The sequence below is a fragment of the Mesorhizobium sp. M0140 genome (assembly GCF_040322475.1).
In the GTDB taxonomy this organism is placed as follows: Bacteria; Pseudomonadota; Alphaproteobacteria; order Rhizobiales; family Rhizobiaceae; genus Mesorhizobium.
Map to the genome: position 1 here is coordinate 1 of NZ_JAMYTM010000002.1, position 21,699 is coordinate 21,699.

The following is a 21,699-nucleotide window of genomic DNA, read 5'->3' on the forward strand; positions in this document are numbered from 1 at the left end:
CCAAGCCAAGGTCCGGGCGGCCGCCCGGACCTTGGCTCAATCGCTCTAATCCCACGAAATCTCTCTCGTGTAGATACAAGGTGGCCCGGCGAAGCCGGGACGGAGAGGGGCCAGCGCGGCGTTGGGAGGTAGTTTCTCAAGGGTTGCTGTCGTGTCAGCCAGCTCTCATTCTTGATACGGTTTTGGTTTCGCGAAGGGCGTCCCCCGCTCCGTCCCGGCTTCGCCGGCCCACCTCTCCCCCACTCCCGTGGGGGCGAGGAACCCAAGGATGGAAAGCCTCAACTCTCAATCCAAACCTTCTCAAAATGCTGCTCGAGCGCCTGGTGCTGTTCGCAACCTTCGACGCCTTTGCGGTACGTCCGGTAGACCGAGCGCCAGTAGGGTTGGATGATGATGCCTGAGTCGCGCAAATTCTGCTCGATCTTGCCCATGATCTCCTTGCGGGCCTTGGCGTCGGGCGTCGCCAGCGCCTTGTCGAGCAGCGTGTCGAACTCCGGATTGGCGTAGGCGCTCTCGTTCCAGGCGGCGCCCGATTTATACGCCAACGCCAGCACCTGGACGCCGAGCGGGCGGCCGAGCCATTCGGTGCAGGAGAAGGGGTATTTGCTCCAGTCGTTCCAGAAGGTGGCGGCCGGCAGCACGGTGCGCTTGATCTTGAGGCCGGCCTCGCGCATCTGCGCGCCGATGGCATCGCCGGTGCTCTTTTGCCATTCGACATCGACGGAGATGAGCTCGAATTCGTGGTCGGCCTTACCGGCTTCGGCGAGCAGCTTCTTCGACTGGTCGACGTCGCGCCTGGCCGGGCCGATATCGGCATATTCGGGATGCATGGGGCCGACATGGTGGTTGTCGGCGGGCTTGCCGCGGCCGCCGAGGCCGAGCGTCAGCACGGCGGAATTGTCGACGGCGAGCTGGGCGGCGCGGCGCACCTTGACGTCGTCATAGGGCGCATTGGCGACATTGAAGCGGGCGACGATGGTCGAGCCGGTGGCGATCTCGGAATTCATCAGCCCCATCTGCTCGGTCTGCGAGACGGCATCGGAGGCGGTCTCGTGGTCGGTGTCGATCTCGCCGGATTCGAAGGCCGACAGCATGGCGTTGGGGTCGGAGCCGTAGTCGACCCATTTGATGCCGTCGAGGTGGAATTCGCCCTTCCACCATGGCTTATCCTTGCGCTTCACCTCGGCGCCTGTCTCGGCATCCCAGCTGACCAGCTCGCAGGGGCCGGTGGTGATGGCCAGCGCCTTCAGCGGGTCGCCGTCGCCCTCATAGGAGCGGTGCATGATCAGCGCGGGATAATCGGCCATGCCGGCGATCAGCGAAATGTCGGGTTTCGGCAGGTTGAGCTTGATGGTGAAGTCGTCGACCTTTTCGATGCCGCCGTCGACGACCTTCTTGGTGTCGGCATTGACCAGCGCGCCCATGCGCGCTGCGACCGAATTGCCGGGCACCGAGGCGTCGCACCAGCGGGTGAGGTTGTGAATGACATCGTCGGCGTTGAAGGCATCGCCATTCGACCAGGAAATGCCCTTGCGCACATGCAGGGTGAGGGTCCTGGCGTCGTCGCTCGCCTCCCAACTTTCGAGCAGCCAGGGCTCGAAGGAGAAGTCGGTGTTCCAGCGCACCAGATATTCGTTGCAGTGGCGGGCGACATTCGACATCTCCACGCCGTCGAAGGTGCGCGGGTCCTTGAAGCCCTTGACGTTCATGGCGACGCGCAAGACGCCGCCCTTCTTCGGTTCCGCCGCGCGGGCAGGGGTGGTGCTCAGCCCGCCCAGCGCCAGCGCGCCGGCGGCGCTGACGCCGAGGCCGGCCATCAAAGCGAGATATTCGCGACGGTTGATGCCGCCGGTCCTGAAATCGTCGGCGACGGGCTTGGCTTGCGGGTGCAATTTGCGGTCGGTCAGCATGAATTTCATCGTCGTTCCCCTGTTGTTGATGCATGCCGCCCAAAAGTGCCCAGCGGTTTTGGGACAACAGCATGCACAGAAAAATCGCCCCGGCCGATCGACAGACGCGGGGGCGGACGCGACCGCCGGGACGCCATTGCCTGAGGGGAATGATAGAGCGGGGTGACGCCGGGAAGTGTTCGGGAATCCGCAGTGATTGTGCGGGGTTCCGCAGGGTGCCAAGCGAGGGCCTCCCCCTTCGAAAATTGGCGAAGGGTGACGTGACAGCCAATCTCCCCCCTTGCGGGGGAGATGTCCGGCAGGACAGAGGGGGGTGTGAAGGATCGCCGACCTTCGATCCCCAGATCATTTAAAATCGGCCTGAGAGCGCGGCTGGACTTAGCTGATTAGCTGAAAGGTCAGCGGGACAGCACCTCCCTCTGTCCTGCCGGACATCTCCCCCGCAAGGGGGGAGATTGGCGCCCCACCGCCGGCGCCTTCCTTCCTCAGCCACTCAATACGGCCACTCGCCCTTACCCAACGCACCAACCGCCGCAACAATCCGCGCAAACGCCTCCGCCGCCGCCGGCACCGTTGTCCGGGCGCGCAGGAAGCTGTGCACCAGCCTCGGCTCCTCGTGCCACCACGCCTTGCCGCCGGCGGCCGCAATACGGTCGCGATAAGCCTCGCCATCCGACGACAGCGGGTCGCATTGCGCCGTGACGATCACCGTCGGCGGCAGGCCGGAGAAATCGGTGTCGCGCAGCGGCGAGAAGGTCGGATCGTCAGGTGATTGCCGCCTGGCCGAACGGACGTCGCGGTAGAAGGCGATGTCGGCCACCGACAGCAGCGGCGCCTCGGCGTGCTCGATATAGGAGCCGGCGCGCTCGTCGCCGCCGAGCTCGGGGTAGATCAGCACCTGGCCGACCGCAGCTCTGATATGGCGGCGCGTCGCCTGCGCCACCGCGGCGGCGAGGTTGCCGCCCGCGCTTTCGCCGCACAGCACCAGCGGCAGATCTGATGACACTGCCGCCCATTCGAAGGCGGCCACCGCATCGTCGAAGGCGGCGGGATGAAGATGCTCCGGCGCCAGCCGGTAGTCGACCGACAGCACGTCGAAGCCGGTGCCGGCGCAGAGCTCGGCGCAGATGTCGTCATGGCTTTCGAGCCCGCCGAGGATGAAGCCGCCGCCGTGGTAGTAGATCACCATCGCCTGGGCGGCCTTGCCGGCAAACCGGTAACGGCGGATGGGGATGTCGCGGCCGGCGGCGGCGATCAGGCTGTCGCTGGCCGTGACGCCGGGCGGGCGGCCCTGATGGAAGGCGCGGCTCATCCGGTCATAGACTTCGCGCTGCCTGTCGATCGGCAGGCCGATGATCTCAGGCGGATACCAGGTGTTGACCACGTCGATATAGGCCCAGAGTTCGGGGGCGAGCCGGGTTTCGTATTTGCCCCGAGTCATGCTTTCGACAGTCATAGATCGGCGTAGAGCGCGGCCGCGTTGTCGAAGGAGAAGCGCAGCGGCACCGAGCCTTCGACCTGCCAGGCGGTGACGGTCTCGCCGGCCAGCAGCCGGCAGGCGCCGTCGGTATCGGTGACGGCGCCACCATAGAGCCGGTTGGCGAGGTTGAGGATGCCGGTCTGGTGCATGGCGGCACTGCCGCTGCCACAGGCATCCTTGACCAGCAGCACGCGAAAGCCCTTTGCCACCGCGTCTTTCACCGAGGCGTCGATACAGGCCTCGGTCCAGACGCCTGATACGACCAACCATTCGATGCCGGCGGATTTGATGTCGCGCGCCGCCGGCCCGGTGCGGAAGGCGCTGGCCTCGGCCTTGACCAGCAGCGCCTCGCCCATGGCCGGCGCCACCTCATGGCAGATCTCGGTCAGCGGATCGCTCTTGTCGGAAAAGGCCGACTTGCCGTCCTCACCGACCGGATGAAACGGCCGGTCCTGCTTGTCGAGATCGACGATGTAGGCCCAGTGGTAGAGCGGCACATGGTGCTGCCGCGCCGCCGCCTGCAGGCGCTGGACGTTGGCGAGGATGCCGGCAAAGCCGTCGACCAGGTAGCGCTTGTCCTGCCGGTGCTCTTCCTGCAGGTCGATGAAGATCGCGGCCACCGTGCCGCGCTTGATGGCGATGGGGGTTTTCATGCGGCTTCATTATCCACGGGCGGAGCAGTCCAAGACTCTTGCCTGTGCCGGTGGGACAGCACCCCCCTCTGCCCTGCCGGGCATCTCCCCCGCAAGGGGGGAGATCGGCCGTCGCGAATGCCCTCGCCAATCGTCAGAGTTGCAGGAAAAAGCGCTCCAGGCGACGCTGCCAATCTCCCCCCTTGCGGGGGAGATGTCCGGCAGGACAGAGGGGGGTGCGACGGAATGAGGCGCTTGTTGTGAGCGTTAGTTGCGCGTATCAAACCTGCTTCTCCAGAAACTCATCCTCATAGGGAAAGCGCGACAGGAGTTCGGTGCCGGTGTCGGTGATCAGGATCTCGTCCTCCAGCTTGACGCCCTCGCGGCCGCCTTTCTCGCCGATATAGCTTTCGACGCTCACCACCATGCCTGGCACGATATGGCCGTCGCGGCCATAGGTCTCGTAATCCATGGCGTGCGCAATGAACGGCGTTTCGCCATGCATGCCGACGCCGTGCATGACCGAGGTGTAGCGCTGGTCGACGAAACGGTCGGGGATTTTCCACGCCTTCTCGGCAATCTCGCGGAACGCCATGCCGGGTTTGACGACCCCGATGTTGTGCTGAACCTGGTCGTGCGCCATGCGGTAGAGCGACTTCTGGTAGGGGGTCGGCTTGCCCGGTCCGCAGCGGAAGGTGCGCGAGAAATCCGAATAATAGCCGTAGCAGCCGATGGTGTCGGTATCGAGCGCCAGCAGTTCGCCGGGGCGGATCTTGCGGCCGCTGGCCTCGTTGAACCAGGGGTTGGTGCGCTGGCCGGAGGTGAGCAGCCGGGTCTCGATGAACTCGCCGCCCTGGCGGATGACCTCGCCATACATGATGGCGAACAGGTCGTTTTCGGAAACGCCGGGCTTGATCGCCTCGCGCACCGCATAGACGGCGGCCTCGGCGCCGGCCATCGACACCTGCAGGCATTTGACTTCCTCGGGCGTCTTCACGGCGCGCACCGCCAGGATCTCGCCCTGGCAATCGCGAACCTCGCAGCCGCGCTTTTCCAGCGCCAGCGCCTGCAGATGGCTGCAGCGGTCGAGGCCGAGCTTCATCGAGCCGCCGCCATGCTGCTTCAGAAGCTCGGCGATCTCGTCGGCGAAGGGACCGGCGGTTTCGTCGTCGCGGCCCGACACCGACGACCAGACGAGCTTGGAAGGACGCGCCTCGTCAATCGTGTCGAGCACCATGGAGACATGATAGCTCTGCGGGTATTCGAACAGCACGATCGGCCCAACGGTCGGGATAAAGAAATAGCGGGTCGAGTTGCGCAGGAAATAGCCGAACATGTTGCGCGAGCCGGTGGCGTAGCGCTGGTTATAGGGGTCGAACAACACGACGCCGCCATAGCCGGCCTCACGCATCCAGCCGCGCAGTTTCGCCAGCCGGCCCTTGCGCAGCGCATCGGCATCGATGAAGGACGGCTCGGTGTCCGACAGCCACATACCGCCCGCCGGATCGGCCGCCGCGGGGTGGCGCATGCGGTCCTTGAAGTCCACGTCCTCGGTGCTGTCGGGGTCGAATACGACGATGCTCATTGGGGTCGGCCTTGGCTGGGTTGCGAGGGTTGAGCATGGCGCAAGAGGGGCGGAGGGATTGTGCTGAAAACCGCAGGTGTTGTGCGGGATGCCGCTGGAGCCTAATGCGGAACGCTGGCGGGACAGCACCCCCCTCTGGCCTGCCGGCCATCTCCCCCGCAAGGAGGGAGATTGGCTGTCACGAGCGCTTTCGCCAATTTTCAACGTTGAAGAAAGCGCGGGAGGCCAAAGCCGCTGATCTCCCCCCTTGCGGGGGAGATGTCCGGCAGGACAGAGGGGGGTGCTGTCCCGCCAACATCGACAAACTAATGCCTCCTCGCCAATCTCGGCGGATGCCCGTGCTCCTCGCGAAACGCCCGGGCAAAGCTCGACATCGAGGCGAAGCCGCAGGCGAGCGCCACGTCGCGCACGGCGAGCGTCGAATGCGCCAAAAGGTCGGCGGCACGCTTCAGCCGGAGCCGCCGGTAATAGCCATTGGGCGAGATGGCGAGTTCGGAGCGGAAGGAGCGTTCGAGCTTGTCGGAGGAGACGCCGAGCTTCGCGGTCAGCTCGGCCATGCCGAGCCGCTCCTCGACCGCGTCCTCCATGATGGCGATGGCCGACAGCACCAGTTCGTTCTGGACGCCGGTGCGCAGCCGCAGCGGCATCATCTTGCGGTCGATGCTGGAGCGCAGCTGGCTGTGCACGAACCATTCGGCGACGCCGGCGGCGAGCTCGGCGCCGTAATCGCGGGTGATGATCTCCAGCATCATGTCGAGGCTGCCGACGCCGCCGGCCGAGGTGAAGCGCTTGCGGTCGATGACATAGAGGTCGCGCCTGAGCTCAATGTTGGGGAAGGCCTCGGTGAAGGCGGCCTGGCTGGTCCAGTGCAAGGTGCAGGCATGGCCGTCGAGCAGGCCGGCGCGGGCGAGGAAGAACGCCGCATCGGCCACCGCGCCGATATGGGCACCGTTGCGCAGGCTCTTGCGGATCCAGTGTGCCGCGTCCTCGGCGACGAGATGATCGGCATCGCCGCCCGAGCAGACGACGATGCGATCGACCTTCGGGGCATCCTCGGCGTAAAAACCCGGCTGGATGACGACGCCATTCGACGCCTCGACCGCGCCTTTCGTGCCGCCGACGATGATCCAGCGATAGCATTCTCTTTTCGCCAGGACATTGGCGGCACGCAGCGGCTCGATGACCGAGCTGAACGCCATCATCGGAAAGCCGGGAAACACCAGCACCGCGAAGGTGAGCGGGGTGTCGGTGGGTTTGGGTGGGGCGTGTGTAGCCATGGGGCGCTACACTTCGGGCAGATGGGGTTCGGGGTCAACGGGGCTTGGCTGAACGATGCGCGAAGCGCGGTTTGCCGTTGACCGTTGTCGCGGCGAAGAGATCGGTCCGACGTCGGCGGGACAGCACCCCCCTCTGGCCTGCCGGCCATCTCCCCCGCAAGGAGGGAGATTGGCAGCTTCGATGGCGCCGCTCGTCTTGCAACGTTCGAGATTAGCGAAAGCGGAAGTGACATCTGATCTCCCCACTAGAGGGGGAGATGTCCGGCAGGACAGAGGGGGGTGTGAAGGATCGCTGCCTATCCCCCCAGCGCCTGATCCAGATCCGCGATCAGATCGTCGCCATCCTCGATCCCCGCCGACAATCTTACCAGCGAATCCGATATGCCGATCTCGGCCCGCTTCTCGGCCGGAATGGACCCATGCGTCATCAGCGCCGGATGCTCGATCAGGCTTTCCACCCCGCCGAGGCTTTCGGCGAGCGTGAACAGTTGCGTGCGTTCGAGGAACTTTTTGGTGCCGGCAAGGTCACGGTCGAGCACGGCTGTGATCATGCCGCCGAAGGCGTGCATCTGCTGGACGGCGACGGCGTGCTGCGGGTGGCTGGCGAGGCCGGGATAGATGACGCGGCGGACGTCGCGGCGCGCTTCCAGCCATTGCGCGATCTTGAGGCCATTGGCGGAATGACGCTCCATCCTGAGCGCCAGCGTCTTGAGGCCGCGCAGGGCGAGAAAACTGTCGAACGGGCCTGAAATGGCGCCGATGGCGTTCTGCAAGAATTTCAGCTGGGCGGCGAGCTCCTTGTTGTCGCCGACCACGGCGACGCCGCCGACCATGTCGGAATGGCCGTTGAGATATTTGGTCGTCGAATGCACCACGATGTCGATGCCGAGTTCCAGCGGCCGCTGAATATAGGGGCTGCAGAAGGTGTTGTCGGCGACCGTCAGAATCCCCTTGCGCCTGGCGAGTGCGGCGACGCCTTCGAGGTCGACGATGCGCAGCAGCGGGTTGGTTGGCGTCTCGACCCACAGCATTTTCGTCTCGGGCCGGATCGCCGCCTCGACGGCAGCGAGGTCGGTGAAGTCGACGAACGAGACCTGCAGGTTGGCCGAGCGTTTGCGCACCCGCTCCATCAGCCGGAACGAGCCGCCATAAATGTCGTCGGTGGCGACGATGTGGGCGCCGGAATCGAGCAGTTCCAGCACGGTGGCGATCGCCGCCAGGCCGGACGCGAAGGCAAAGGCGGCCGAGCCGCTTTCGAGATCAGCCACGGCGCGCTCGAAGGCAAAGCGCGTCGGGTTCTGGCTGCGGGCATATTCAAAGCCCTTGTGCACGCCGGGAGACTGCTGGGCAAAGGTCGAGGTGGCGTAGATCGGCACCATCACCGCGCCGGTCAGCGGGTCGTGGCTCTGGCCGCCATGGATGGTGCGCGTCGAGAAAGCCAGACGGTTCTTGCCGGCTGAAGATGGGCCGGCTGGCGGAATATTGCTGGTCATCGTGCGCGCCTCAAATGGTTGATCAGGTCTATGCGGGTTATCAGGCCGACGAACTCTTCGCCGTCGAAGATGATGGCGACCTCGTTGCGGTCGAAGACCGGCAGCAGCGCATCCAGCGTCTGGCTGGCCTGCAGCGTGTGCAGATTGGAGGTCATGGCCGTGCGCACCGGGCCGTTGAAGCGCTCCCAGCGGCCGTCATAGGGGCCGTCGACCTTGGCCAGGATGTCGCTTTCGTCGACGATGCCGACGAGCTTGCCATTGTCGAGCACCGGCAGCTGCGAGACATCGGAACGGCGCATGCGGCCATAGGCGTTGAGCAGGCTTTCGTCCGGGCCGACATAGACGGTGTCGCCGGTGCGGTGCGAGCGCATCACCAGATCGCGCAGATCGCCATGCTGCTCGTGCTCGGCAAGGCCTTGCTCGGCCAGCCAGAAATCGTCGAACACTTTCGACAGATACTTGTTGCCGCTGTCGCAGACGAAGGTGACGACGCGTTTCGGCACCGTCTGCTCGCGGCAATAGCGCAGCGCGGCGGACAAAAGCGTGCCTGAGGACGAGCCGGCGAGGATGCCTTCCTTGGACAAGAGGTCGCGGACCGCCAGCATGCTCTGCTTGTCGGGGATGGAATAGGCCTTCTTGACCAGCGACAGGTCGGCATTGGGCGGCACGAAATCCTCGCCGATGCCTTCCACCGTCCAGCTGCCGGCCTCTTCCATCTTGCCGGTCTTGATCAGCGGCGCCAGCACCGAGCCGACCGGATCGGCCAGCACCATTTCGGTCTTCGACGACACCTTGGCGAAGTAACGGCCAAGCCCGGTCAGCGTGCCGCCGGAGCCGACGCCGACGACCACGGCATCGACGTCACCGTCGAGCTGCGAAAAGATCTCCGGGCCGGTGGTGGTTTCATGCGCCAGCGGATTGGCCGGGTTGGCGAACTGGTTGGCATAGAAGGCGCCGGGCGTTTCCGCTGCGATCTTCTCGGCCATGTCCTGGTAATATTCGGCATGGCCCTTGCCGACATCGGACCGCGTCATGCGCACTTCGGCGCCGAGCGCGCGCAGATGCTGGATCTTTTCGCGCGACATCTTGTCGGGCACGACCAACACGATGCGGTAGCCCTTGGGGATGCCGACCTGGGCGAGGCCGAGGCCGGTATTGCCGGCGGTCGCCTCGACAATGGTGCCGCCACGCCTGAGCTTGCCCTGCTTTTCAGCCGCGGCGATCATCGACAGTGCGATGCGGTCCTTGATCGAGCCGCCGGGGTTCTGGCTTTCGAGCTTGATGAACAGCCGGCACTTGCCGGTGTCGAATTTGGTCAGCTCGACCACCGGCGTCTGGCCGATCAGGTCGAGGACGGATTTGTAGGGCGGACGCAGGCGGGACAATTCGTCGGCTGCGGCGATCTCGTGCTCGCTCATATCGATGCTCCATGACCAAGCGACCGCCTCGAGGCAGAGCGGCAGCGTAGCCTCTTTTCCAGCCCTTTGCAGTTGGAAAGAAGATAGATCGTGCCAATCAACCGGCCAGATGTGGAATGAAATTCCGGGTTGTGGCTGTGGTCTCAAACAAAACGCTACCGCAGCACTCCGTCACACCCCCCTCTGGCCTGCCGGCCATCTCCCCCGCAAGGGGGGAGATCGGATGTCGCCGCCGGTTTCGCCAATCTTCAACGCTGAAGAGAACGTGCCAAAAGTGAAGCTGCCAATCTCCCCCCTTGCGGGGGAGATGTCCGGCAGGACAGAGGGGGGTGCTGTCCCGCCGGCATCAAAGGTTCTGCTTCACCCCAACAACTGCTTGCTCAGCCTCGCACACTGCACGCGGATATCCGGAATGGCGTCGATCTCGAAGAAGGTGCCGCGCGTCAGCGGGCCGACGGCGAGGATCTTGGCCGAGACGGTTCCGTCGCCGGCGATGATCTCGCATTTGGCCGATACATCGAGGCCGATGCGCAGCGGATCCGGCCGTGCCAGGCCGCGGTCGACCAGCGAGCGCACGACGCTGTTCGACGAGGTCGAGATGTCCCTGACGATACCAGAGCAATCATAGATGCGGGCGACCTCGAAGGTCTCGAGGCGCTGCGTGTGGCGCGACTGGACCTGGACGGTGAATTCGCCGTTGCGCGCGATGTCGACGACGCGGCCGGCGACCAGGCGGATGCGGCCGGACCGCACGGCTTCGGTGACGCGGGCGTAGACCTCGGGCGCCATGCGATGGCGGTGGATGTCCCACCAGGCCTTGGTGTGCTCGACGAAGCGGCGCTTGGCGGAAGCCGGCCAGTTCTGCCAGATCTTCTGGTTGAACGGCCGCAGGCCGTCGACGACGTCGCGCCAGTCGATGCCGGCCTTCTGGTTTTCCTTGATCAGGTCGCGGAACCAGCCGACGAAATAGGAGAGCTGCGTGCCGAGCGGAATGTCGGCGACGTCGAGCTTGATCGGATTGCCCTTGCGATGCGGCGAGGGCAACAGGCCGCGCCGCGACACAGCTATGATGTCGCCGCGATGGCCGCGCTGCTCGAGCGCCAGGAAGGCATCGACCATGCTGAGGCCGGTGCCCAGCACCATGACGCCGGCGTCGGGGGGAAGTGCTGTGTCGGCTTCCGACCCCATCCTGACGGCATGGCCTTGCGCCGGCTCCTCGTCGTGGCCGGTGGCCAGCACGGCGAGATGCGCAACGACGCTGGTGCCGTTGGCCAGCGCCACTTCGACACCGGATGCGGTGGGCGTGATCGAGAGGCTTTCCTCGCGGATCAGCCGAAGCCGCCCGGTCTGCTTTTCGCGCGCCTGCAGCTCGTCGAGCAATTCGCCGAGGTAACGGGCATAGATGCTGCGCGGCGCATAGAAGGGCGCCTGCTCGGCCGTTGCCAGGCCGCGCTCCTGCAGCCAGCGCCAGAAATTGCCGGGATCGTCGGCATAGGCGCTCATGCCGGCGGCGCTGACATTCAAGACATGCGCCGAGAGCAGCGTCGAATAAGCGATGCCCTGGCCGAAATGCGGGCGCCTTTCGATCAGCGTGACGCGCAGGTCGGGATTGGGCGACTTCAGGAGATGCGCGGCCAGCACGACGCCGCTGGCGCCGCCGCCGACAATGATCATGGAGTTGGCACGCCCGGTCATAGGCATGCCTTCGCTCTGCGCAGCGCCAGTGTCAGGCCTGGACCTTCACCGCGACCGGCAGATCGCCGATGTCCCTCGCAACCGGCAGATCGTCGATGCCCTTCGCGACCGATAGGTCGTCGAGGACGATGTCGCGCATTTCCGCGAGGCTGCGCTGATCGAGCACCTCGGCGATCGCCTGCCGGACCTCGAGCATCAGATGTCGGACTTGGCATGTCGCCTCGTTGCAATCTTCACAGCGCTGGTACTGGGTGCGGCTGGCGCAGGGGATCGGCGCCAGCGGACCGTCGAGGACGCGCACGACATGGCCGACCTTGATCTCGTCGGCGGGGCGCGCCAGGCGATAGCCGCCATCCTTGCCCTTGCGGCTCTGGACGAAGCCGGCATTGCGCAACTCGCCCAGGATGGCGTCGAGAAATTTCTTCGGGATGTTGTTGCCGGTGGCGATGTCGTTGACGAAGGCAAGCTGCCCGGCCGGCAATTGCGCGAGATGGACGAGCGCCTTGAGGCCGTACTTGCCCTTTTTCGTGAGCATGAGATCAAAATTTCTCTGTCATGCGACGGCGTGGAACCATCGGTTGCAAAACGCCTGGCGTGCGTTGCCGCCGCGTCCAAGCCCGCATGACACATAAATTCTAGTGACATGATGTACAAGCCGAGAACTGTTGATTTTGCTTCGTTTTCAAGCCCGCTGTGGCCATTTTAGCCCGACCTTGTGCCCTCGAAAGCACAAAAATGCCCTTTGAGAGCAGTGGGATGGCAAAATGGTCCTCCAGGGCCGGATGTGGTCGGCATCGACTGACGCGACGGCGAAAGCCGATCCATGCCGCGAGCGATCATGGTGATGTGGTGGCCGCTCATCGCCGACTCCAACTCTCTCATGTCGATAAGAATACTATACTTATGCTGGAGCACTGTGGAAGGTGTTTTCGAATCCATGGCTTTTTTGGGTATGGATTTGCCTGACAGGGGCAAGACTAGGAATTCTCGTTCGCGATCGAGGTCATGCCATTCCTTCGAGCGTTGGTGCGTGCAGAACCTTGCCGGACGCTGGCAGGACAGCACCCCCCTCTGCCCTGCCGGGCATCTCCCCCGCAAGGGGGGAGATTGGCAGATCCACCGTAGGTTCAACACCTGCAACGATGGCGATTGGCGAAAGCCGGGATGACAGCGATCTCCCTCCTTGCGGGGGAGATGGCCGGCAGGCCAGAGGCGGTGCTGTCCCGCCGACATCGGAAGACTTCGGACAGTAGCCGAGCCCCCAACGTCACGGCTTGGATCAAGCCAGGAGATCGCTTGCAGCCGCCCTATCCGCCTCGCCACCCCACCATCGACAGCTTTTTTCTAACAAGCTCGCCTTGGTTGGAAGGATTTAACTCTACAAGAGTGATAGAATTAGCTGACTATCATGGGGCATTCCAATTCTCTCTTTTCAGGAGCCCTTCATGTCCACGATTTCGCGACGCATTGTTCTTCTCTCGTCCGCCGCACTAGCCGGCGCCGCCTTCCTCGGCCCTGCCCTTGCCGACGACCTCAAGATCACCATCGGCTACCAGACAGTGGTCGAACCCTCGAAAGTGCCGCAGGCCGACGGCGCCTATGAAAAGGCGACGAAGGCCACCATCGACTGGCGCAAATTCGATTCCGGCGCCGATGTCATCGCCGCGGTCGCTTCCGGTTCGGTCGATATCGGCTATGTCGGCTCGAGCCCGCTGGCGGCGGCGGCGAGCCGCGAGCTGCCGATCCAGACCATCTTCATCGTCGGCCTGATCGGCGAATCCGAAGCGCTGGTTGCCCGCAACGGCGCCGGCATCGCTGGGGTCGCCGACCTCGCCGGCAAGAAGGTCGCCGTGCCCTTCGTCTCGACGACGCATTACAGCCTGCTCGCCGCACTGAAGCATGAGGGCGTCGATCCGAAGTCGGTCGAGATCCTCAATCTCAGGCCACCCGAGATCGCGGCGGCCTTTTCCCGCGGCGATATCGACGCGGCCTATGTCTGGGATCCGGCGCTCGGCCAGATCAAGACGACCGGCAAGGTGGTGCTGGATTCCTCGCAGGTCGCCGCCTGGGGCGCGCCGACCTTCGACGCCTGGATCGTGCGCACCGACTTCGCCGAAAAGAACCCTGAGGCAGTGCGCGACTTCGTCAAGGTGACGGGCACCGCCTATGCCGAGTTCCTCGCCAAGCCCGACGCCTGGTCGGTGTCGTCGCCACAGGCGGCCGCGATCGCCAAGATCACCGGCGCCAAGCTGGAAGAGGTGCCGCAGCTGCTCAAGGGCTATGTCTTCCCGACGCTCGAAGAGCAGGCTTCGGACAAGTTCCTCGGCGGCGGCACGGTCAAGGCGGTGGAAGCGACATCCGCCTTCCTCAAGGAGCAAGGCAAGATCGACGCCGTGCTTCCCGATTATTCCAAATACGTGTCGTCGAAATACGTCACCGAGGCGCTTGCCTCGAACTGAACGCCTGACGCCAAACGAACGCGCGCGGATCTCCTTCCCTGACGCCGCGTGCTGCCTGCCCCGGAACCGCTGACGAGGAGTGGTTCCGGGACAGGCGTTTTTCCTTCAAATCTGCGAGGCATCCATGGCGCATCTCGTGCTCGACCCCCATCTCGTGCTGGACAAGGTCTCGATCCACTATGACGGCCAGGCGGAGCCTGCCGTCGAACGGGTGTCGATCGATGTTGCCAAGGGCGATTTCGTCGTGCTGGTCGGCCGTTCCGGTTGCGGCAAGACCTCGCTGCTCAACGTCGCCGCCGGCCTTGTCGCGCCGGCGCGAGGTACGGCTTCCATCGACGGCAAGCCGATCACCGCGCCGGGCTCGGACCGGGCGGTGGTGTTCCAGAACGATGCTTTGTTCCCATGGCTGACGGCGCGCGAAAACGTTGCCTTCGCGCTCAGGCTGCGCGGTGTCAGGCCAGCCGAGCGGGCCCAGCGCGCCGATGAGTTGCTGGCGCTGGTGAAGCTCACCGACGCCGGCGACAAGCGCATCTGGGAGCTTTCCGGCGGCATGCGCCAGCGCGTCGGCCTGGCCCGGGCGCTCGCCGCCGAACCCGAATTCCTGCTGCTCGACGAACCGCTCGGCGCGCTCGATGCGCTGACGCGCGAACGCATGCAGACGACGCTGCTCGATCTGTGGACGGCAAGCGAGGTCGGCGTGCTGATGGTGACGCATGGCATCGAGGAGGCGCTGGTGCTGGCCACCCGCATCGTCGTGCTGGCGCCCGGTCCGGGCCGCGTGGTGCGGAGCTTCGAGCCCGGTTTTTCCCGACGCTACGCGTCTGGCGAAGCCATTCGCACGATCAAGGCCGATCCGATTTTTTCCGAAGCCCGCGCGGACTTGACCGATGCGATCTTCGAAGGAGAAGCGGCATGACCGTTACTTCCTACACGGAGCGACCGGGACACAAGATCGACGAGGCCGACGGCCTGTCGGTGCCATGGTCGCGTCCCAGCCCCAAGCGCAAAGGCGTTTCGGCCCGCGCGGTCAGCGCTGTCACCATCCTGGTGGTGCTGGCGCTGTGGGCGCTGTCGGCCCGCCTGCAACTGGTGTCGCCAGTGTTTCTGCCATCGCCTGCCGCCGTGTGGAACAAGTTCATCACCGTCGCCCGTGATGGCTTCGTCGATGCGACGCTGCTGCAGCATGCGGTCGCCAGCCTGGGCCGGGTTTTCGCCGGGCTGGTCGCCGCCATCCTCATCGGCGTGCCGGTTGGGCTCGCCATCGGCATCAGCACGATCGGGCGCGGCATCTTCGATCCGCTGCTGGAATTCCTGCGGCCGATCCCGCCGCTCGCCTACCTGCCGCTGGTCATCATCTGGTTCGGCATCGGCGAGCCGTCGAAGATCCTGGTGATCGCCATTGCCATGCTGGCGCCGGTGGCGCTGTCGACCGCGTCCGGCGTTCGCGGCGTCTCGCAGGAGCGCATCAATGCGGCGCGCTCACTGGGTGCGACGCCAGCACAAGTGGTCCGCCACGTCATTCTGCCCAGCGCGCTGCCGTCGATCCTGACCGGACTGCGCATCGCGCTCGGCGCCGGCTGGTCGACGCTGGTCGCCGCCGAACTGGTGGCGGCGACACGCGGGCTTGGCTTCATGATCCAGTCGGCCGCCCAGTTCCTCGTCACCGACGTGGTGGTGATGGGCATATTGGTGATCGCGGCCATCGCCTTCGTGCTCGAATTCACCATCCGCAGGATCGAGCGCGTGCTCGTCCCGTGGGCGGGACGCGAATGATCGAAGCCCAGAGGAGCAGGAGAATGACGATGACCCATTCCACCGCCGTGCTGTTCGCCCAAGCCGGTAACTGGCTTCTCGCCTGGACCAGGGAAAGCCAGCCGCTTGAACAGCAACTGAAATCGCCAACGCCGGTCCGCTGGGACGCCGAGCGCGACCGCCTGCCGCCACGCGACGAGAGTTTTTACTGGGCTTGGCAGTATTGGTCGCAGTGAAGGGGGCGGGGCACGACTTGTGTCACGAAGACGGCTTAACTTAAGCTTCGTCATCCTAGGGCGAAGCAAGGAGCGAAGCGACGCGGCGCAGACCCTAGGATCCATGCCGTGACGGTGGTCGTAGAATGCGGCGGATCAGAAATGTCGCTTTGCACGCCAACTCACGCGGGCTACCCTTCAACCATGACCGGCTATGCCTACATGACCGCGAGTCAGAAGCGCGGTACGATCTACATCGGTGTCACCAACGACCTCGGCCGCCGCGTACCCGAGCACAAGTCCGGCCAAGGCCCAGGCTTTACCAGTCGCTACGGCGTGCAACGCCTTGTCTGGTACGAAGAGTATTTCGACATTCCCGACGCCATCCAACGTGAGAAATCACTGAAGCGCTGGCCACGACAATGGAAGATCGAGCTGATCGAGAGGGCCAATCCGGAGTGGTTCGAGCTCTTTCGTGGAACCGGCTGGTCGGCGCTCGGTTCCTTGCACCGCCGGAGCATAGCATCACCGTCACGGCATGGATCCTAGGGTCTGCGCCGCGTCGCTTCGCTCCTTGCTTCGCCCTAGAATGACGAAAGCTGGGGCTGCCTGCAGAAAACAAATCCGCTCTTCAAGTCCATCTCGCAAAATTATTCCTCTACTAAATTTATAGAACTACCTAGCCTGATCCATCTTCCAACCGGCGAGGCCATTTCCCGGCGCCGATCCGCAGCGAAGGAGAGGGATCAATGTTCAATCTGACCAAGCCTTTCAATCTGACGAGACGTGTTTTCGGCATCGGCCTGCTGGCGGCTACGGTTGTCCTGTCATCCGGCGCCACAGCGCAGGAGCTGAAGCAGCTCAGCATCGGCTATCAGAAGACCGGCCTGCCGGTGATCGCCAGGCAGCAGCAGGTGATCGAAAAGGCACTTGAAGACAAGGGCGTGACGGTCAAATGGGTCGAGTTCACCGCCGGGCCGCCGCTGGTCGAGGCGCTCAATGTCGGCGCCATCGATGTCGGCTGGACCGGCGACGCACCGCCGATCTTCGGCCAGTCGGCCGGCGCCAACATCGTCTATGCGGCGGCACTGCCGTCGAATGGCGACGGCGAGGCGATCTTCGTCAAGCCGGCGTCGCCGATTCAGTCGGTCGCCGATCTCAAGGGCAAGCGCGTCGGTGTCGGCAAGGGCACCAGCGCGCATAATCTGCTTGTCGCCGCACTGGAAAAGGCCGGTATTCCGTTCGACCAGATCACGCCGGTCTATCTCAGCCCGGCGGATGCAGCCGCAGCCTTCGCCAGCGACCAGATCGATGCCTGGAGCGTTTGGGATCCGTTCTTCGCCATCGCCGAAACCCGCTACCAGCCGCGTGTGCTGGCTCGCTCCAGCGAGGTGCTCAAGGTCAACACCTACTTCCTCGCCAACAAGGATTTCGCCAAGGCGCACCCCGAAACCATCACCACGACGATATCGGCCCTTGGCGAGGCGGCGAAATGGGCCGACCAGAACCGCGACGAGGTGGCCGCGGCGCTGCATGAGGTGACCGGTGTGCCGCTCGACGCGCAGATCATCGCCGCCAACCGCACCAAGTTCGGCATCTTTCCGATCACCGACGAGATCATCGCCGGCCAGCAGGCCACCGCCGACCGCTTCTATAAGCTCGGGCTGATCCCGAAAGCGGTCCGCATCTCCGACGCGGTGTGGACAGCACCCGGCAACTAACTTGTCCCCTGACGGCGCCGGGTGAGAACGCCCGGCGCCCTTTGCGTTTGCACCCATATCTCCAGGAGATCCGCCCGTGACTGTGCCAGACATGACCGCGCCTGCCAGCACCGCACCGCTCGATTTCTTCTGGTTCATCCCGACGCATGGCGATGGCTCCTATCTCGGCTCCGAGGAGCAGCAGCGGCCGCCTGAATTCGGTTACTTCAAGGAGATCGCGCAAGCGGTCGACCGGCTCGGCTTTCCCGGCGTGCTGCTGCCCACGGGTCAGAACTGCGAGGATTCCTGGATCACCGCGACAGGTCTCGCGACGCTGACCGAAAAGCTGAAGTTTCTCGTTGCGCTGCGGCCGGGCGTCACGCTGCCGACTTTCGCCGCGCGCCAGACCGCCGCCCTCGATCGCTTGAGCAATGGCCGCCTGCTGCTCAATGTCGTGGTCGGCGGCAATCCGACCGAGCTCGCCGGCGACGGCGTCTTCCTGCCGCATGACGAGCGCTATGCCCAGGCGCATGAGTTCCTGACCATCTGGCGCGGCCTGGTGTCGGGCGAGCGGGTCAATTTCGACGGCAAATATTACCGCGTCGAGAGTGGCCGCCTCGACCTTCTGCCGCACCAGGAGCGGCCGCCGCTCTATTTCGGCGGGTCGTCGGACGCAGGCCAGGACCTCGCCGCCGACCTCGTCGACATGTATCTGACCTGGGGCGAGCCGCCGGCGCAGGTTGCCGAGAAGCTGGCCGCGGCGCGCGCAAAAGCGGCACGGCGCGGCAGAAAACTACGTTTCGGCATCAGGCTGCATTTCATCGTCCGCGAGACCGAGGACGAAGCGTGGCGCGCCGCCGACCGGCTGATCAGCCATGTCACCGACGCGCAGATCGAAAACGCGCAGGCGCGCTTCCTCAACCAGATGGATTCAGTCGGCCAGCGCCGTATGGCGCAATTGCATGGCGGACGCCGTGACAGGCTGGTCGTCTCGCCCAATCTGTGGGCCGGTGTCGGGCTGGTGCGCGGCGGCGCCGGCACGGCGCTGGTCGGCACGCCGGAACAGATCACCGAGCGCATCCGGGAATACCAGGCGATCGGCATCGATACCATCATCGGCTCGGGCTATCCGCATCTCGAGGAGGCCTACCGCGTCGCCGAGCTTCTGTTTCCAAAGCTCGGGCTCGGCACCAGGCGGCAGCGGGCGCATGAGAACATCGCCAACGAATTCTCGGTCGGCTTCCATGGCGCCAACCGCCTGCAGGCTTCGTCATGAGCTTTTCCACGCGCCTGCGCAGCAATGGCATCGGCTGGCTGCTCCCGGCGCTGGTGATTGCCGGCTGGGAGATTGCCAGCCGCGCGGGCGTCATGCCCGCCAACGTGCTGCCGGCGCCGAGCGCGGTCGCCGAAGCCTTCTGGCGGCTGACGCTGTCAGGCGAACTGATCCGCAACATCGGGGTCTCGACCGCGCGCGCCCTTGCCGGCTTTGCCGTCGGCGGCTCGATCGGCTTTGCGCTTGGCCTTGCCAACGGGCTGTCTACGCTCAGCCGCGGCCTGACCGACACGACGCTGCAGATGATCCGCAACATCCCGCACCTGGCGCTGATCCCGCTGGTCATCCTGTGGTTCGGCATCGACGAGGAAGCCAAACTGTTCCTGGTGGCGCTTGGCGTGTTCTTTCCGATCTACGTCAACACGCTGCTCGGCATCCAGAGCGTCGACCCGCAGCTGGTCGAGATGGGCCGCGTCTACGGCATGGACCGGCGCGCCCTGTTCTTCCGCGTCATCCTGCCCGGCGCGCTGCCGGCGATCTTCGTCGGCCTGCGCTATGCCCTGGGCATCATGTGGCTGACGCTGATCGTCGCCGAAACCATCTCGGCCAGCTCCGGCCTCGGCTACATGGCCATGCAGGCGCGCGAATTCCTGCTGATCGACGTCGTCGTGCTGTCGATCCTGATCTACGCGCTGCTCGGCAAGCTCGCCGACAGCCTCGCCCGCCTGCTCGAGCGGCTGTCGCTCGGCTGGCATCCGGCCTTCCAGAACGGATGAGAGATTGCCCATGACCGCCGCCAGCCTGACCGCAGCCCGTTCCTTCGTCGCCACGCCGGTGCGGCCGATCGGCTCCGTCGAAGGGCAGCGGGCCTTTGCCTTCAGGCAAGCCGGCAAGCGCTTCGGCGACAAGACCGTGCTCGACGGCATCGACCTGGACGTGCCGGCCGGGCAGTTCCTTGCCGTCATCGGCAAGAGCGGCTGCGGCAAGAGCACGCTTTTGCGGCTTCTGGCCGGGCTCGACCGGCCGACATCGGGATCGCTGACATTCGGCGTGGCAGAGGAAGGACACAGCCGCACGCGCTTCATGTTCCAGGAGCCACGGCTCCTGCCCTGGGCCAGCGTGGTGAAAAACGTCGAGGTCGGGCTGACCGGGATTGCTTCCGGCGCGGAGGCAAGGCAACGCGCGCTCGACATTCTCGGCGAGGTCGGGCTTGCCGATCGGGCCGACGAATGGCCTTCGGTGCTGTCCGGAGGTCAGAAGCAGCGCGTGGCGCTGGCCCGCGCGCTGGTCGGCCACCCGCAGATCCTGGCTCTCGACGAGCCGCTCGGCGCACTCGACGCCCTGACCCGCATCGAGATGCAGCAGCTTCTGGAACGCATCTGGATCGCGCAGAAGTTCACGGCCGTGCTGGTCACGCATGATGTCGCCGAAGCGGTCGCGCTGGCCGACCGGGTCGTGGTGATCAGCGAAGGCCGGATCGCGCTTGATCTGGATGTGCCCGCCGAACGGCCACGGCGGCGCGGGTCGGTGGAGCTGGCCCGGCTTGAGGGCAAGATACTGGATCGGCTGTTCGGGTAGGCTGTCGGGGGCGGCGGCGCAATTGGTGAGCGGCTTCCCCCACTCCGTCGCTGCTCCGCAGCGCCACGCTCTCCCCACTCCCGTGGGGGCGAGGAAAGGGGCTTGGGTCGGCAAGCTCGCGCCTTTCCTCTCCCCCGTCGATCGGGGGAGAGGTGGCGAGCGAAGCTCGACGGAGTGGGGGTCGACCTTTCTTCGAAGCTCACCCCCTACCGGTTCGCCCAGACCAATCCCGCCAGCCCGACCAGCATGGTGACGACACCGATATAGAGCCATTGCGACTGGCCGGTCATGAAGCTGCCGCCGACCACGCCGATGCCTTGCAGCGACCACAGCGCGCCGACGGCAAGCACAATCAACGCCAGCAGATTTTTCGTCAGCCTCATTGCAGGATCTCCCTTTTGAAGTCGATTGGCTGCAGCATCGGGGCCGCGATAAAAGAGCCGAAGGAAGTGGCCCGTCCGTGCCGGACTCTACTTGGATATTAATGTTCGATCTTGTCAAACGGATGCCTGGCAGCAGGACAAAGATCATCATTGATTGATCATCGCGCGGCGGAAAATCCCTGACAGACTGTTACTCAGCGACTCCAAACGTGTGCCATTGCCACGGAACCGCCAGATGACTGCCGCATTTCGCGCCTTATTTGGCACCTAACGGCTGGGGTCTGTCAAAAACGGAGCCATCCCCCAAATATGAAGAACCCAAAACAGACCGCGCTTGTCGCGGTAACGATCGCTGCTGGCCTGATGGTCGGCGCTTCTTCGGCGACCGCGGCCAGCCAGTGCGGTCGCGCCTCGTGGTATGCCCTGCACTCCAAGACCGCATCGGGCGAGCGCATGAACCCTTCGGCGCTGACCGCTGCGCATCGCACCTTGCCTTTCGGCACCAAGCTCCGAGTGACCAACAAGAACAACGGCCGCAGCGTCGTCGTGCGCATCAACGATCGCGGTCCGTTCATCAAGGGGCGCGTGCTCGACCTGTCGAAAGGTGCGGCCGGCCAGCTCGGCTTCATCGGCTCCGGCCACACGTCCGTGTGCATGGCGCGCGTCTAGAGCTTCCTGTGTCCGGCAAGAGGGCCGGACACATTGCCTACACATTTCGCAGTCGCACACTGAGCCGGCTCGCATCGTTCGGCCCCGATTTCCACGGTCTTGAACCAAAGAAGCATTGGTCACGCCGCGTGACGTATTGCATCGCAGCAATTAGTTGTTAACTTCCCCGCGAGACATCTA

The 21,699-nt window shown here is 64.7% G+C and carries 19 protein-coding genes and 1 pseudogene; 10 read left to right on the forward strand and 10 right to left on the reverse strand.

What is annotated here, in order from left to right; genetic code table 11:
- Positions 1–278: 278 nt before the first annotated feature.
- From NKJ37_RS02025 to NKJ37_RS02065, 9 genes are all read right to left on the reverse strand, one after another.
- Positions 279–1,919: an ABC transporter substrate-binding protein gene (locus tag NKJ37_RS02025; RefSeq protein ID WP_352772387.1), complete on the reverse strand. Its 1,641-nt coding sequence runs from the start codon at positions 1,917–1,919 to the stop codon at positions 279–281.
- Positions 1,920–2,403: 484 nt separating this feature from the next.
- Positions 2,404–3,351, reverse strand: coding sequence for an alpha/beta hydrolase (locus NKJ37_RS02030; RefSeq protein WP_352772389.1), 948 nt, complete (start codon positions 3,349–3,351; stop codon positions 2,404–2,406).
- A gap of 11 nt (positions 3,352–3,362) precedes the next feature.
- Positions 3,363–4,043, reverse strand: a complete 681-nt coding sequence (locus tag NKJ37_RS02035) for an isochorismatase family protein (protein WP_128305628.1) — start codon at positions 4,041–4,043, stop codon at positions 3,363–3,365.
- 259 nt (positions 4,044–4,302) lie between these two features.
- Complete coding sequence (locus tag NKJ37_RS02040) at positions 4,303–5,607, reverse strand: M24 family metallopeptidase (RefSeq protein WP_111544005.1); 1,305 nt, start codon at positions 5,605–5,607, stop codon at positions 4,303–4,305.
- A 305-nt stretch (positions 5,608–5,912) separates the two neighbouring features.
- The gene (locus tag NKJ37_RS02045; protein WP_128305626.1) at positions 5,913–6,884 is read right to left on the reverse strand and encodes a GlxA family transcriptional regulator; all 972 of its coding nucleotides are present in this window, start codon (positions 6,882–6,884) and stop codon (positions 5,913–5,915) included.
- 296 nt (positions 6,885–7,180) lie between these two features.
- On the reverse strand, positions 7,181–8,377 hold the full coding sequence (locus NKJ37_RS02050) for a trans-sulfuration enzyme family protein (RefSeq protein WP_352772394.1): 1,197 nt from the start codon (positions 8,375–8,377) through the stop codon (positions 7,181–7,183).
- Positions 8,374–9,795 (reverse strand): pyridoxal-phosphate dependent enzyme, encoded by a 1,422-nt coding sequence (locus NKJ37_RS02055; RefSeq protein ID WP_023813442.1) that lies wholly within the window; start codon positions 9,793–9,795, stop codon positions 8,374–8,376. The genes NKJ37_RS02050 and NKJ37_RS02055 overlap by 4 nt, the downstream gene beginning before the upstream one ends.
- Positions 9,796–10,155: 360 nt before the next feature.
- Positions 10,156–11,490 (reverse strand): FAD/NAD(P)-binding protein, encoded by a 1,335-nt coding sequence (locus NKJ37_RS02060; RefSeq protein WP_023813441.1) that lies wholly within the window; start codon positions 11,488–11,490, stop codon positions 10,156–10,158.
- A gap of 31 nt (positions 11,491–11,521) precedes the next feature.
- Positions 11,522–12,025, reverse strand: a complete 504-nt coding sequence (locus NKJ37_RS02065; protein WP_023813440.1) for an RrF2 family transcriptional regulator — start codon at positions 12,023–12,025, stop codon at positions 11,522–11,524.
- A gap of 910 nt (positions 12,026–12,935) precedes the next feature.
- On the opposite strand from NKJ37_RS02065, the gene tauA reads away from it, so the two are divergent.
- The 9 genes and pseudogenes from tauA to NKJ37_RS02110 all read left to right on the forward strand — a co-directional run bounded on the left by tauA (position 12,936) and on the right by NKJ37_RS02110 (position 20,467).
- Positions 12,936–13,949 carry a taurine ABC transporter substrate-binding protein gene (tauA, locus tag NKJ37_RS02070; protein ID WP_352723027.1) on the forward strand — a complete coding sequence of 338 codons (1,014 nt, stop codon included), beginning with the start codon at positions 12,936–12,938 and terminating at the stop codon, positions 13,947–13,949.
- A gap of 124 nt (positions 13,950–14,073) precedes the next feature.
- On the forward strand, positions 14,074–14,865 hold the full coding sequence (locus tag NKJ37_RS02075) for a taurine ABC transporter ATP-binding protein (RefSeq protein WP_352723028.1): 792 nt from the start codon (positions 14,074–14,076) through the stop codon (positions 14,863–14,865).
- The gene (locus tag NKJ37_RS02080; RefSeq protein WP_352772399.1) at positions 14,862–15,722 is read left to right on the forward strand and encodes an ABC transporter permease subunit; all 861 of its coding nucleotides are present in this window, start codon (positions 14,862–14,864) and stop codon (positions 15,720–15,722) included. Before NKJ37_RS02075 ends, NKJ37_RS02080 begins: the two co-directional genes overlap by 4 nt.
- 29 nt (positions 15,723–15,751) lie before the next feature.
- Positions 15,752–15,937, forward strand: coding sequence for a hypothetical protein (locus NKJ37_RS02085; protein WP_031213663.1), 186 nt, complete (start codon positions 15,752–15,754; stop codon positions 15,935–15,937).
- A gap of 183 nt (positions 15,938–16,120) precedes the next feature.
- A pseudogene (locus NKJ37_RS02090) lies at positions 16,121–16,405 on the forward strand (GIY-YIG nuclease family protein); the annotation flags it as partial.
- Between the two features lie 260 nt (positions 16,406–16,665).
- Entirely contained in the window at positions 16,666–17,637 is a 972-nt protein-coding gene (locus NKJ37_RS02095; RefSeq protein ID WP_023813434.1) for a sulfonate ABC transporter substrate-binding protein, read from the forward strand.
- 91 nt (positions 17,638–17,728) lie between these two features.
- Positions 17,729–18,892: an FMNH2-dependent alkanesulfonate monooxygenase gene (ssuD, locus tag NKJ37_RS02100; protein WP_352678036.1), complete on the forward strand. Its 1,164-nt coding sequence runs from the start codon at positions 17,729–17,731 to the stop codon at positions 18,890–18,892.
- Complete coding sequence (locus NKJ37_RS02105) at positions 18,889–19,665, forward strand: ABC transporter permease subunit (protein ID WP_352772402.1); 777 nt, start codon at positions 18,889–18,891, stop codon at positions 19,663–19,665. The genes ssuD and NKJ37_RS02105 overlap by 4 nt, the downstream gene beginning before the upstream one ends.
- Positions 19,666–19,675: 10 nt before the next feature.
- Positions 19,676–20,467: an ATP-binding cassette domain-containing protein gene (locus tag NKJ37_RS02110; RefSeq protein ID WP_352772405.1), complete on the forward strand. Its 792-nt coding sequence runs from the start codon at positions 19,676–19,678 to the stop codon at positions 20,465–20,467.
- A gap of 206 nt (positions 20,468–20,673) precedes the next feature.
- Here the strand turns inward: NKJ37_RS02110 and NKJ37_RS02115 are convergent, their stop codons facing one another.
- On the reverse strand, positions 20,674–20,850 hold the full coding sequence (locus NKJ37_RS02115) for a hypothetical protein (RefSeq protein WP_352772407.1): 177 nt from the start codon (positions 20,848–20,850) through the stop codon (positions 20,674–20,676).
- 309 nt (positions 20,851–21,159) lie between these two features.
- Here NKJ37_RS02115 and NKJ37_RS02120 point away from each other — a divergent pair, with 309 nt between their 5' ends.
- Positions 21,160–21,519, forward strand: a complete 360-nt coding sequence (locus NKJ37_RS02120; protein WP_127297693.1) for a septal ring lytic transglycosylase RlpA family protein — start codon at positions 21,160–21,162, stop codon at positions 21,517–21,519.
- Positions 21,520–21,699 lie beyond the last annotated feature (180 nt).

Excerpts from the sequence above, each read along its gene's own strand:
- NKJ37_RS02080 (WP_352772399.1), top strand. The coding sequence starts at position 14,862 with ATGACCGTTACTTCCTACACGGAGCGACCGGGACACAAGATCGACGAG.
- NKJ37_RS02055 (WP_023813442.1), bottom strand. The coding sequence starts at position 9,795 with ATGAGCGAGCACGAGATCGCCGCAGCCGACGAATTGTCCCGCCTGCGT.
- NKJ37_RS02050 (WP_352772394.1), bottom strand. The coding sequence starts at position 8,377 with ATGACCAGCAATATTCCGCCAGCCGGCCCATCTTCAGCCGGCAAGAAC.
- NKJ37_RS02095 (WP_023813434.1), top strand. The coding sequence starts at position 16,666 with ATGTTCAATCTGACCAAGCCTTTCAATCTGACGAGACGTGTTTTCGGC.
- NKJ37_RS02075 (WP_352723028.1), top strand. The coding sequence starts at position 14,074 with ATGGCGCATCTCGTGCTCGACCCCCATCTCGTGCTGGACAAGGTCTCG.
- NKJ37_RS02030 (WP_352772389.1), bottom strand. The coding sequence starts at position 3,351 with ATGACTCGGGGCAAATACGAAACCCGGCTCGCCCCCGAACTCTGGGCC.
- NKJ37_RS02035 (WP_128305628.1), bottom strand. The coding sequence starts at position 4,043 with ATGAAAACCCCCATCGCCATCAAGCGCGGCACGGTGGCCGCGATCTTC.
- NKJ37_RS02115 (WP_352772407.1), bottom strand. The coding sequence starts at position 20,850 with ATGAGGCTGACGAAAAATCTGCTGGCGTTGATTGTGCTTGCCGTCGGC.
- NKJ37_RS02060 (WP_023813441.1), bottom strand. The coding sequence starts at position 11,490 with ATGACCGGGCGTGCCAACTCCATGATCATTGTCGGCGGCGGCGCCAGC.
- NKJ37_RS02045 (WP_128305626.1), bottom strand. The coding sequence starts at position 6,884 with ATGGCTACACACGCCCCACCCAAACCCACCGACACCCCGCTCACCTTC.
- ssuD (WP_352678036.1), top strand. The coding sequence starts at position 17,729 with ATGACCGCGCCTGCCAGCACCGCACCGCTCGATTTCTTCTGGTTCATC.
- NKJ37_RS02065 (WP_023813440.1), bottom strand. The coding sequence starts at position 12,025 with ATGCTCACGAAAAAGGGCAAGTACGGCCTCAAGGCGCTCGTCCATCTC.
- NKJ37_RS02110 (WP_352772405.1), top strand. The coding sequence starts at position 19,676 with ATGACCGCCGCCAGCCTGACCGCAGCCCGTTCCTTCGTCGCCACGCCG.
- NKJ37_RS02025 (WP_352772387.1), bottom strand. The coding sequence starts at position 1,919 with ATGAAATTCATGCTGACCGACCGCAAATTGCACCCGCAAGCCAAGCCC.
- NKJ37_RS02120 (WP_127297693.1), top strand. The coding sequence starts at position 21,160 with ATGAAGAACCCAAAACAGACCGCGCTTGTCGCGGTAACGATCGCTGCT.
- NKJ37_RS02105 (WP_352772402.1), top strand. The coding sequence starts at position 18,889 with ATGAGCTTTTCCACGCGCCTGCGCAGCAATGGCATCGGCTGGCTGCTC.
- tauA (WP_352723027.1), top strand. The coding sequence starts at position 12,936 with ATGTCCACGATTTCGCGACGCATTGTTCTTCTCTCGTCCGCCGCACTA.
- NKJ37_RS02085 (WP_031213663.1), top strand. The coding sequence starts at position 15,752 with ATGACCCATTCCACCGCCGTGCTGTTCGCCCAAGCCGGTAACTGGCTT.
- NKJ37_RS02040 (WP_111544005.1), bottom strand. The coding sequence starts at position 5,607 with ATGAGCATCGTCGTATTCGACCCCGACAGCACCGAGGACGTGGACTTC.